The sequence below is a fragment of the Psychrobacter sp. 1Y11 genome, from assembly GCF_052259045.1.
Classification (GTDB): Bacteria; Pseudomonadota; Gammaproteobacteria; order Pseudomonadales; family Moraxellaceae; genus Psychrobacter.
Window position 1 is genome coordinate 83,416 of record NZ_JBQQER010000005.1, and the last position, 12,318, is coordinate 95,733.

10 protein-coding genes are annotated in these 12,318 nt (G+C 42.4%); 6 read left to right on the forward strand and 4 right to left on the reverse strand.

Annotated elements, in window-relative coordinates; translation table 11 throughout:
• The first annotated feature begins 723 nt into the window (after nt 1-723).
• On the forward strand, nt 724-1,713 hold the full coding sequence (locus ACTXGJ_RS05985) for a LysR family transcriptional regulator (protein ID WP_439242681.1): 990 nt from the start codon (nt 724-726) through the stop codon (nt 1,711-1,713).
• Between the two features lie 469 nt (nt 1,714-2,182).
• Entirely contained in the window at nt 2,183-3,562 is a 1,380-nt protein-coding gene (locus ACTXGJ_RS05990; RefSeq protein ID WP_439242679.1) for an NAD-dependent succinate-semialdehyde dehydrogenase, read from the forward strand.
• 122 nt (nt 3,563-3,684) lie between these two features.
• Here ACTXGJ_RS05990 and purN read toward each other — a convergent pair whose 3' ends face one another.
• Together purN and purM are read right to left on the reverse strand one after the other, a co-directional pair.
• Nucleotides 3,685-4,374, reverse strand: coding sequence for a phosphoribosylglycinamide formyltransferase (purN, locus tag ACTXGJ_RS05995; RefSeq protein WP_443565365.1), 690 nt, complete (start codon nt 4,372-4,374; stop codon nt 3,685-3,687).
• Entirely contained in the window at nt 4,374-5,423 is a 1,050-nt protein-coding gene (gene purM, locus ACTXGJ_RS06000; RefSeq protein WP_439242675.1) for a phosphoribosylformylglycinamidine cyclo-ligase, read from the reverse strand. Before purM ends, purN begins: the two co-directional genes overlap by 1 nt.
• Before the next feature lie 313 nt (nt 5,424-5,736).
• Here purM and ACTXGJ_RS06005 point away from each other — a divergent pair, with 313 nt between their 5' ends.
• The 3 genes from ACTXGJ_RS06005 to ACTXGJ_RS06015 all read left to right on the forward strand — a co-directional run bounded on the left by ACTXGJ_RS06005 (nt 5,737) and on the right by ACTXGJ_RS06015 (nt 8,621).
• Nucleotides 5,737-6,843 carry an AI-2E family transporter gene (locus tag ACTXGJ_RS06005; protein ID WP_439242673.1) on the forward strand — a complete coding sequence of 369 codons (1,107 nt, stop codon included), beginning with the start codon at nt 5,737-5,739 and terminating at the stop codon, nt 6,841-6,843.
• Nucleotides 6,844-7,009: 166 nt separating this feature from the next.
• Nucleotides 7,010-7,813, forward strand: coding sequence for a DnaA regulatory inactivator Hda (gene hda, locus ACTXGJ_RS06010; protein ID WP_439242671.1), 804 nt, complete (start codon nt 7,010-7,012; stop codon nt 7,811-7,813).
• Between the two features lie 73 nt (nt 7,814-7,886).
• Nucleotides 7,887-8,621: a DUF2057 family protein gene (locus tag ACTXGJ_RS06015; protein WP_443565366.1), complete on the forward strand. Its 735-nt coding sequence runs from the start codon at nt 7,887-7,889 to the stop codon at nt 8,619-8,621.
• 122 nt (nt 8,622-8,743) lie between these two features.
• Here the strand turns inward: ACTXGJ_RS06015 and ACTXGJ_RS06020 are convergent, their stop codons facing one another.
• Nucleotides 8,744-9,232, reverse strand: coding sequence for a Dps family protein (locus ACTXGJ_RS06020; protein ID WP_443565367.1), 489 nt, complete (start codon nt 9,230-9,232; stop codon nt 8,744-8,746).
• A gap of 341 nt (nt 9,233-9,573) precedes the next feature.
• The gene (locus tag ACTXGJ_RS06025) at nt 9,574-10,233 is read right to left on the reverse strand and encodes a YcxB family protein (protein ID WP_439242665.1); all 660 of its coding nucleotides are present in this window, start codon (nt 10,231-10,233) and stop codon (nt 9,574-9,576) included.
• Nucleotides 10,234-10,721: 488 nt separating this feature from the next.
• On the opposite strand from ACTXGJ_RS06025, the gene serS reads away from it, so the two are divergent.
• The gene (serS, locus tag ACTXGJ_RS06030; protein WP_443565368.1) at nt 10,722-12,008 is read left to right on the forward strand and encodes a serine--tRNA ligase; all 1,287 of its coding nucleotides are present in this window, start codon (nt 10,722-10,724) and stop codon (nt 12,006-12,008) included.
• The last annotated feature ends 310 nt before the right edge of the window (nt 12,009-12,318 follow it).

The following is a 12,318-nucleotide window of genomic DNA, read 5'->3' on the forward strand; positions in this document are numbered from 1 at the left end:
AACGAGGTAAAACAAGAGTTTATCGAAAGTTATATTGTATGGAACTATAGTTGCGATTGGGTTACGACTACTTAGATACTGATTGATTACTTAATACTAAATGCCTGCCTTGTTGGCCTAGTAATCGTTTAATAGTAGAGACGGCATTTGTCTTCTTGAAATATTAGGACTATTACCCTAAACAAACCTGCTTCTAAATACAAGGTGTTTCATTTAAATTATTTACGAAAAAAGAGTAAATGAACCATCAAGAAGTAACGATAGGGTGATGACGTTGAAGCTACTTGTTATCCATCAGAAATGTTACAATATTCGCCAGTAACACGGCTTAGAGCGGGCATGCGAGTTAAGCGTTGAGTCTTACTATAGACAATTTAGTGTGATTTACCTAATTTATGATAGTTATCTTTGGTATTTATTATAAATATAGTTTAATAAAATCAGTGAGTTATATATAAAGATAATAGGCTGGATGGGTTACTCAATGGTCTTTTGCCTAAGTTAACGGGTGCGTTCGGTTTTTTGGATCGATTCTAGACACTTAGTTCTACCGCAATTGGACTCTACAAAACTTAGCTTTACGCATTTAGCTCTATAGATAAGCATAGTGGTCGTTTTCAGATCAGTAGAGCAATTTAATCATTTATCATCAGTATTTAAAAATAGCGCTCATGTAGCTATTAACGCTAAGTGGCATTTATTATAAAGCGAAGAGAAACACATATGAATTTGCAGCGGGTTGATTTAAATTTATTAGTACATTTAGATGTATTGCTTCGAGAAAAGAATGTCACACGCGCCGCTGAGCAGTTAGGTATCACCCAGCCTGCTATGAGTAACATCTTGCGCCGTCTGCGTAAGCTATTTAATGATCCGCTATTAGTGCGCTCTTCTGAGGGAATGACACCGACGGAGCGTGCGCTTGAACTACAACCTCGGATTCGGGAAATACTCGCTGATTTGACGCAAGTGCTTGAGCCGCGTACGGAGTTTCGTCCTTATAGTACGTCACGTGTCTTCCGGATTATGACGTCGGATTATGCAGAAGCTACTTTGGTTCCTAAACTGGTCAAGGCTCTGCGTTCTGAGGCGCCTAACGTTATTTTAGACTTTTTGACTCCATCAGATGTGTCTTATCGTGATATGGAGCAGGGCCGAGTCGATTTGGCGATTAATCGCTTTAATGAAATACCGCAAAGCTTTCACCAAGTGCTGGTCTGGCGTGATACTTTTAGTTGCCTGCTATCTGCTGATAGTCCTTACGTGAATCGGTTCAATCTCAAAAACTACCTCAAAGGCCAGCATGTTTGGGTCTCTAAGACGGGCATGGGCGTAGGGTTTGGGGTTAATCCAGAAAAGTCTGGTGGCCTCGGATCTATTGATCAAGCTCTACAGCGCTTAGGGCAAAAGCGTCAGATAAGTGTGTTTACTCGTCATTATCAGATGCCAGCGATGCTAGCTGCTAATAAGGACTTGATCGCGACTTTGCCAACGCGAGTTGCTCGTATGCAAGCGACCAATGATAGCATCGTTATGAAAGAGCCGCCTTTCTTCATTCCTGAGTTTGAACTGACGATGGCGTGGTCACCACTACTGCAGCATCACCCAGCGCATCGTTGGTTACGACAACTGATTATGCATGTTGCTCGGCAAGTGGTAGCCGAGGAAGAGGGGCAACAGCAAGACATTCCCGTTATTACGCAGTTATTCTAACAAGATAAACTACTTTATCGAACGATAGCTATATGCTGTTACAATGTTATGAGAGTGCTATTCCAGTGCTCTCAAGGCCAACTCATAGGTGGGTCTTTTTTATGTTTATCATTCCATCCAATAGGAATTATTGTACTGATAATTCTATTAATACTTTAGGCCTACTTAATAGACTTTATTAAGTAGGCCTTTATATTTCAGTCACATTATTAACATCAAAATCACACTTCATTATATCTTGTAAAATTATACGGCTAATTATTTGTTATTATAAAATCATCAATTAAATAGTGCTTAAAGATTTAATATTTTGCTTCTATGAGCTTCAGATTGAAAAAGACTCGGAGAAGAAAAGCTCTTTAAACCATTTTATAATCGATTAATGTTGTTTGGCTGATCCATTGAACAATCAAAGGTTTCCAGCTAATAATACTCTTAGAAATTAATAACAAAATAAGGATAATGAATCATGGCAGATATTACTACGGTAAACCCAGTAACGGGCGAAGATATTAAAGAATATAACTATATGACTAACGATGAGGTCAACAAAATTGTTGATGCCTCACATGAAGCATTTCTTGAATGGCGCAAAACGAGTCATGAAGAGCGTGCCAAAGTGATTAAATCTATTGGTGAAACTCTAGCCAAATATAAAGAAGAGTTATCAAAACTGATGACTGAAGAGCGTGGTAAGCTTTATAATCAAAGTTTAAGCGAAGTAGATTTGTGCATAGGAATTTGTGACTTCACGGCAGAGAAAGGCGTTACCGCTCTTGCAGATGATGTACGCGATATCGAAAATATGAAAAAAGGTATCGTCACTTATCAGCCGATCGGTGTCATTTATGGTATGCAACCCTGGAACTTTCCAGCTTATCAAGTATTCCGTTATGCCATTGCTAACTTGATGGCTGGTAACAGTATTTTATTAAAGCATGCCGCTAATGTGACAGGCTCTGGCTTATTAATCGAAAAAATCTTTCATGAGTCTGATCTGCCAAATGATCTATTCCGTACGATCTTGATTGATCATGATCAATCAGAGGTTTTGATCGGCAACGATAAAGTGCGCGGTGTTACACTCACTGGTAGTGATGATGCAGGTAAAGTTGTTGGTCAACAAGCGGCAAAAGTCCTCAAAAAGGTTGTGTTAGAGCTTGGCTCAAATGATGCCTTTATTGTACTTGAAGACGCTGATTTAGATCTTGCTGTAGAGACTTGTACGCAAGCGCGTCTTATTAATAATGGTGAGACTTGTGTTGCAGCGAAACGTTTCATCGTTGTCGATAGCTTGTATGATGAGTTCCGCGATCGTATTGTTGAGAAGTTTTCGAACACCAAAACTGGTGATCCTATGGACGACAGCTCTGATATCGGCCCATTAGCACGTAAAGACTTGCAAGAGAAATTACACGAGCAAGTTGAAGAGAGTGTCAAGAAAGGGGCTACGATTTCAGTTGGTGGTAAATTACCAGAAGGTAAAGGTAACTTTTATCCAGCCACGATTTTAGAGAACGTAAAGGAAGGTCAACCGGCCTATGATGACGAGCTATTTGGCCCAGTCGCTTCATTGATCCGCGCAAAAGATCAAGACGATGCTATGCGTATCGCCAATGACAGTCGTTATGGTCTAGGCGGCGCTATCTTCTCTAAAGACGAAGATAAAGCCATTCGCCTAGCTAGTGAGCAGTTTGATACCGGTATGGTCTATATCAATGGTTATGGTCTAGCAAATCCGGCGCTACCGTTTGGTGGCGTGAAAAACTCAGGTCATGGCCGCGAGCATGGTGGCTTCGGTATCAAAGAGTTTGTCAATATCAAAGGCTTGCATGTACATAAAAGCTAATAGCATATAAAGGGTTTAAAACTAGAACAACCCAGTGCTAAACAATACAAAGCCCAGTCATTCATATATTGAGTGACTGGGCTTTTATTATGTATGTCATTATTTTAAGTTAGATGCTGTTTTTATTGATCGATAAACAGCGTTAATGGTAGCGCTGGCAAATAGCTGTCATCATTTTTTGAAGAATCGGTATTGAGGGTTAATACTCCTTTAGCGATAAGCAAAATCGTCCAAGGCAGCAATTGATGTTCAAGTTTCTGTACCTGTGCTTTTAAGCCATCTGCTGTCTCTTTAGGATCAACTTCTAACAGCGCTTGAGTCAAAACAGTACCCGCATCAAGCTCAGCAGTAACCACATGGACACTACAGCCATGATGACGTTCGCCCGCCTGAATTACCCTTTGATGAGTATCAAGCCCTTTGTAAACAGGGAGCAAGGAGGGGTGCAAGTTTATCATTGGGGCGATAGAATACTGAATAAAATCGCTACTCAATACGCGCATAAACCCAGCCAAGACAATCAAGTCAGGTTGCCAGTCTTGCAGCTGCGCATTTGCATGCGTCTCAAAAGTTTTGATGCCCATGCGTTTGCCATTAGCAACATGGGATAATAAAGCTACTGGAATAGAGGCCTCTTTGGCGCGAGTTAGCGCATAAGCATCCTCGCGATTACTAATGACGCCGACTATCTCTATAGGTAGCTCGCCTGACTGCATAGTGTCTATCAATACTTGCAGATTGCTACCACTACCTGAGACTAAAACGGCTACTCGTAATGGTTTATTATTTTGGCCCAAAGATGAATCTGACATTATCGATAAACGACCGCGTCAGTAGCGCGGCTCACCATTTCACCGAGTTGCCAAGCTTGTTCACCATTATCGTTTAAGATCTCAATAGCTTTATCAGCCTGTTGTTTTGGTACGACAATCACAAAGCCGACGCCGCAGTTAAAGGTACGATACATCTCGCTTTGGGCAATATTACCTTGGGTTTGTAGCCAGGTAAATAGCTCTGAGAACTGCCAGCTATTCGTATCAATACTAGCGGCCAAATTATCCGGTAGCACTCGTGGTAAGTTGTCTGTTAAGCCGCCACCAGTAATGTGCGACATTGCATGTAAGGCCGAGCTACCAAGCGTGTCTTGCAACGCTTTAATAGCTTTGACATAGATACGAGTCGGTGCCATTAGGGCATCTTGAATAGGCTGGCCGTCTAGCTGCTCATCGCTAGTGCTAACATCGATACCACTGACTTCTATGACTTTACGGACTAGTGAATAGCCATTGGAGTGCGCGCCACTAGAAGCCAGTGCAATCAGCACATCGCCCTCGCTGACATGCTCACCGGTGATGACTTCCGCCTCTTCAACGACGCCGACACAGAAGCCTGCGAGATCATAGTCTTCGTCTTGATACATCCCTGGCATCTCAGCGGTCTCACCACCGATAAGGGCGCAGTTAGCAAGCTTACAGCCCTCACCAATGCCGCTGACGACCGTAGCTGCGGTATCCACATCGAGCTTGCCCGTCGCATAATAATCTAGGAAGAATAAGGGCTCAGCTCCGCATACGAGTAGATCGTTTACGCACATAGCGACCAGATCAATACCAATCGTATCGTGACGATCAAGCTGCAGTGCCAGCTTGAGCTTAGTGCCGACGCCGTCAGTACCAGAGACAAGTAGTGGTGAGGTATAGCCGGTAGGGATACGACATAGGGCACCAAAACCACCAAGACCGCCAACTACTTCAGGACGGGTAGTGGCTTTAGCCACGGACTTGATACGTTGGACTAACGCATCACCAGCATCGATATCAACGCCAGCATCTTTGTAGCTTAAAGAAGGCTTGTCACTCATGGTCATCTCACAATTGGGGTATATTGAACTAAATAAGATAAAACAATTTTTGTGTGCGCATTATACCCAAAAATAGGCCACTCTCGCAAAGCAACTTGCTAATATTCTCCATAAAAGCCTTATATTTCTTATAAAATAGCGATAAGTGCCGAAGGAGTAGTCGATACAAAAAGTTCACCGCTTTTTATGGTTACTTTGCGATAATATCAGTCTTAGCTTTCAGAAGTCCTTATGAAAGTTCTTATCATTAGGCATTTTAACTTTTATCGCACATAAGCTCATTAACCCTCTCTTACTTGTAGGATCACTAATAATGACATCTCAGCATATAGATCCTTTTTTTCGACGTCTATTTATCGTCGTCATTATTATTATAGCTTTGTTTTTATTGAAACTGATGTTGCCCGTCATCATCCCTTTTTTCGTTGCCTTTGTACTGGCTTATTTATTTAATCCTTTAGTTAAGAGGTTAAGCAAGTACGTTAGACGCTGGATTGCTATTATCGTAGTTTATGCCACTATTACTCTGGGAATGGCACTATTACTGTGGTGGTTAATACCGACGTTGTGGTACCAGTTGCAGGCGGCTTGGGAGTATTTACCAAGGATTTTGAGTTGGTATAATGATGTGGTTCGCGACTGGGTGGTTAACAATACCAATATACTACTGCCAGCTTTGCAGATCGAAGGTTTTTCTGAAACCTTGGTCAGTTATATGCAGACTCATTACAATATCTCTGATGCTAGCACATGGATGAGCCAAATTCTTTCCTCAGGGATGAGGTTTGTCAATAATGCAGGCTTGATTGTATTGGTACCTATCTTGACGTTCTACTTTTTGTTCAATTGGGATCAACGTATTCATACTTGGAAGATGGCCATTCCGAAAGGATATAGCAAAAAAGTGATTGCTATTGCTCAAGAGTGCGATCGCGCTTTAATGGAGTTCATTAAAGGACAGCTTTTGGTTATGGTGTTATTGGGCGCTATTTATGCTGTACAGCTGCAACTAATCGGTTTAGAGTTGGGACTAACTATTGGTATGGTGGCTGGTATAGCAAGCTTCGTACCATATTTGGGCTTTGGTTTGGGCTTTATTGCTGCCATCATAGCTGGACTATTTCAATTTGGCTTTGATTGGTTTTATCTGTCGTTGATTGTAGGGGCTTTTTTGGTAGGCCAAGCAGCTGAAGGTTATGTACTGCAGCCCTTATTGTTAGGTGATAAAATTGGTCTATCGCCACTATGGGTTATCTTTGCGGTATTGGCAGGGGCAAGTATATTGGGTTTCGTTGGTATGCTTATTGCGCTGCCAGTATCAGCGGTAATCAACGTACTATTTAGACATTTATATGCTTATTATCGAACCACTAACTTTTATAAAGGCCGCGTCCAGCTGGATCTATTCAAAAGAGAATGATCTTATTTTAAAAACAAATCATTCTTTGCCACGGCTAAAACGGGTAAAGCACTTGTCAGTCATTTTAGAAATATGGTATATATAGGCGCAGTGTTTATAACACAATTTTAAATATATGGTTTCTCAATACCGTTTTACTGTGTTACCCAAACTAAGTTGACGATCTATGGCCCAAGCACAGCTAAGTCTCAATCTGGACATTAAGCATGATGCGAGTCTCAGCGACTTTTCAGGTCCCGGTTGGATGTCTATCATTGATGCAGTGCGGCAGCTCCATGTCGGCCTGATAGGTCAGCTGTACCTATTTGGTAGTCCTGCTACCGGCAAATCGCATCTATTATCTGCCATCTGTGAGTCGTTTATTGATATTGATAAGTCAGCCATTTGCCTCTCGCTTAACGAATTAGTCAATACCGATGTCAATGTCCTCTCCTCGCTAGAGAATTTTGATGTTATCGCTATCGATGATCTAGACGTTCTAGAGCATAGCACTCAGTGGCAAGAGGCTTTGTTTCATCTGATCAACCGTAGCCGAGAAGGCCAACGTCAGTTATTATTTGCCGCCAACCAATCTGCTAGTAAGCTACCGTTTCAGCTGACTGATCTACTTACTAGGTTGTCGCAAGCGCCAAGTTTTAAGGTCCCTGATGGTCATGAGTTGGTCGATCGTCAAGCGCTGCTGGAATCTATTTTGCGCCGGCGGGGCTGGCAATTTGATGAGCGAATTCTCAATCATTTGCTCACAGAAGGCCCTCATCGTATTGGCGCGATGATGGAAGTGCTCAATTACATACAGCCTATGTTTTCAAACTTAGGCCGCAGCAATATCTCAAAAGCGGTCATCAGCGATGCCCTGCGTACGATTGATGAGCAAACCTTAGCCGCTGAGCTGGCCGATATCAGTCAAGAAACTCAAGTCGATAGTCAAGCGGCGATTGATGACAATCAGACGATGCCACTCGACTTTTAAACTTACAACCGGACTTTTATTTCACAAAACATTTCATCTTACAAAATACTTTTTATTATCGATAGGATACCTTATGACACTCTCAGCCTCTTTACGCAAAAAACTATCCGTCGGTACTGTACTGATGGCTGCAAGCTCAGTATCTATGCTCACTTATGCCGACGTGACGCTGTTAGTGGACGACAATATTAAGGTCACGGCAATTAATGGGCAAGAGATTTCTCAAGGTGCTTTTCAGCCTTTGACTAAGAGCTTCACGCTGCAGCCAGGCAAGCATGCGATAACGGCTAAGTATGATCGCCTCTACAGGTTGCCTCGCGATGAGCATGATTATCTGCGTTCGGGTAATGTCAGTGTCGTGGCTGAAATGGCGGACAATCAGACCTATCGTTTGACTATGCCAAACCAGCCAGAAGAGTATGCCGCTGCCAAAGATTATGCAAAGCAGCCAACGCTTGCCGTCCAACAAAACAATACTATTATCGCCAGTCAACAAAGCGTGGCTGGGAACAACGGTGGTATATTTGCTGGATTAAGTAAAGCGATCGGTGGAGTATTTGGCGGTGGCGAAGATGCACAGATGCAAAACCAACGCGCTATCGCCGCTATCGATCAGACTGCACCTGCCGCCAAGCCGCAACCGGCAAGAGTGAATACAGGCACGGTAGCCACCAACACTTATAGCGTAGCACCAGCTGAGGTAAGCCAATCGGCACGAACGACTAGTACGCTAGATACTTTCATGCAGTTATGGCTTCAAGCAACACCTGCCGAGCGTGCAAAAATACGCCAATGGGTACAAGAGTAAGCTGTTTTAGTCAGTAAACTATTGTAATCAGCGATCATTCAGCCAAATTTAGACATAAAAAAGCACCTATATATAGGTGCTTTTTTTGCTTAGCTGATCAGTTAACGCTATCTATCCTAAGACTATTTACCTAAGAACGCGTTATACATCCAAACTAGCTTTTCTTGTTGTTGCACATACTCATCAAGCAAATCAGCGGTACCTTGGTCATCGTTTTCTTCTGCTAGTGCTGATACTGTACGCTGTTCTTCGATGAGCGTTTGCAAGCCAGTGACCACACCTTTAACACAGCTATTGCCATCATGGACGTTTTTGTCCTCTTCGATGCTAGTATGCTGCGCAAAATCACTATAAGCATGTAATGGTGTCTTACCTAAAGTTAAGATACGCTCAGCAATCTCATCGATTTCTACTTGTAGGTTAGTGTACAGATCTTCAAACTGCTCGTGCAATGAGAAAAAGTGCTCACCCTTGACGTTCCAGTGATAACCGCGCACGTTGATATAAAACATATGATAGCTCGATAGCAAGCTGTTTAGTTTTTCAACGACAGCGCTCATGTCAGCTCTTTCTAAGCCAATCTGATTAGTAGTATTGTCTTTATTACTCATAATATTATCCTTTTAATGTGAGTGTTAGTTTTAGAGAACTGTAATTAAAATATGATTAAAAGTCATCAGTGATGATTCACCTTTACTTTTTTGATCAAAATTATTTGATCTTATTAAGTAAACAGTAGCAAAACTCGTCTGCTAACCTCTATCTCTTCAATGACTCCTATCATAGCAAAGGGGTGTTAATAAGTTAAGTGAATTAAACAAACCAGTATGATTTATTTTATAAAACACGAATAAGCTATACTTTTTCATAACTATAATACTTATTCTTAACTATAACTCATCTATAACTATAATATAACTCATCTATAATTATAAATAGTATAGCTAATAGGCTAAGCAGGAGGCTGTAAGCTTTCAGGGTTTAGACCGCGAGTAGGAACGACTTCTTGCAGATGTTGACGTACCGTATCAATGGGAAACTTCTGCGTGGTTAGACGCTTAGGAATAATCTGACTGCCTTGCTGACCTTTCATCTCAAACATTACAAAGATATAGTCATCAGTCTCATCCCAGCTTTTGACTGCGCTCCAAGGGATGACCGCTTGCTGAGTAGAGCCTGCGCGCATTTGCATACCACGCATTTGTGGATTTTGCATGAGATCAGGTTGGTTGGCTGGCATCGCCATCACTAAACCGTGTTTTTGTACGCCAAGTTTCATTTGGCGCATCTCATCAGGCATCTCTTGCGCCGCCACTTGTTTTTCAAATTCTTTTTTGACGTACCATTTAAACCCGAGGGTGCGGACAAGTAAATAGATAACAACAGACACCAGCATCAACCAAAATATGATCGTCGAGTAGCCTGTCAAGAACACTAGCCCAGCGATTGCTAAGATGACGACTATCCCTATAATGATCCACTCTTTCATTTTTAAACTTTTTAGACCAAAAGAAGGGCTAGCATTGGTAAATAGCTCATATTGGGCTTGCTGAAATTCAGCTTCAGTCAAATTGAGGGCGACAGGTTGCAGCGTATAGGGATACAGGGCCATAAAAGGTTCTCAGAGACTCATGTTAAGCGTTAGATTAGAGAGGGTTAAGTAAACGGGTTGGCATTAACTTTTGTTGATAGCAGTAGTTGCTACTATCAAAAAATATGAGCAATAATGTCTATGCCAAGTTGACTTAGATGAATAAAACTATGCGCTTATCTTACCGAAAAGCCACTCTAAAAGAAACACTATAACTAGAGAAGTCATATAGTGAAGCCTAAATAAAAAGTGTACAGCTATGACAACGTACTACTGGGATAAGTTTTACTTGCATGCTGCGTTTCTTCGATGCTGCGTAAAATTTATCCCAGTAGCGCTGTATTTATTTTAAAGTGGATTGGCTATAGGATAATAATAGAGGGCGAAATAGCGCTTACAAAAGCTATCTGCGGGCATGGTCAAATCAGCTCGGTCTTGGTATTATAGCCACTCTTTATTGTTATCTCATTTTTACCTTTTTTCACCCCTTAGCGCTACAGGCCACTACTATGATAGACCCAAAACTCCTACGCGGCGACTTGACCGATTTACAGCAGCAGCTGACCACGCGCGGGTTTGCGCTAGACATAGAATTTTGGCAAACGATTGAGTCCGAGCGTAAGTCTTTGCAAGTCAGAACAGAAGAGCTACAATCGCGTCGCAATGCTGGCGCTAAGCAGATTGGCGCGCTAAAAAAGTCAGGCGAAGATGCCAGTGAGTTACTCGCTGAGATGCAAAGCGTCAGCGCTGAGATCAAGGAGGCGGAAGACCAGCTGCGTACTTTGCAAGAGCGCATTAATCAAGCGGCGCTACAGATTCCGAACTTGCCAGCTAGCGATGTGCCGGTAGGCGAATCAGAGGATGACAACGTAGAAGTACGCCGCTGGGGTAGCCCGCGTGAGTTTGATTTTGATATCCAAGATCATACTCACATCGGGGAATCTCTAGGTATGCTTGATTTTGAAGCGGCAGCTAAGCTTACGGGCAGTCGTTTTAATGTGTTAAAAGGACAATTAGCGCAGCTGCATCGCGCGCTGATTCAGTTTATGCTCAATACGCATACGGTCAAGTATGGTTATACTGAGACTTATGTGCCTTATATCGTCAATTCTGAGAGCCTAAAAGGCACAGGTCAGCTGCCTAAGTTTGAAGATGATTTGTTCAAATTGACCAATCATACCAATAACGAAGGCACGGACTTCTATTTGATACCGACTGCCGAAGTACCGATGACTAACTTGGTACGCGGTGAGCGTTTAGAGGCTAAAGAGCTACCGCTGAAGTTTACTGCGCATACGCCTTGCTTTCGTAGTGAAGCCGGCTCGCATGGTCGCGATACTCGCGGTCTGATACGCCAGCATCAGTTTGAAAAAGTTGAGATGGTCAATATTGCCACAAGCGAGCAATCAGACGAGCTTTTAGAGGCGATGACCGAACAGGCGGAATATATCTTACAGCAGCTTAATTTGCCGTATCGTACGGTTATGCTGTGTACGGGCGATATGGGCTTTGCCGCGCAAAAAACCTATGACATCGAAGTGTGGCTACCCAGCCAAGACACCTACCGTGAAATCTCAAGCTGCTCAAACTGTGGCGACTTCCAAGCGCGCCGTATGGGTACGCGGGTTAAAGACGGCAAACAAACTAGCCTTGCCCATACTCTAAACGGCTCAGGACTTGCCGTTGGCCGTACCTTGCTTGCGGTAATGGAAAACCATCAAAACGCCGATGGCAGTATCACTATTCCAGAAGTATTGCGTCCGTTTATGGGCGGGACTGAGACAATTGCAGTTTAAGTATCAATTGCTACTATAAGCTGCGAGCTGCAAATAGTTAAATGAACTTGCAGCTTATGAGTAGCAATTTATCCTATGTGTCTATTGTGCCTATCTGATCTATCTACATGTCTATCGTTTAATAAAACTAATAGGAGTGATTGCGAAATGCAAACGCTGCTGTCAGCGCATTTTTAGATAGGGCTATCGCAAATATGTTAATATTGCCGATGACTCAAATATCTTTTTGTTTCTCTAATTATTGAGAGTATTTATTACGCTCTAATCTTATTACCCAAACGCTTTTCCTTTTGTCTTCTCGACTTCTCAT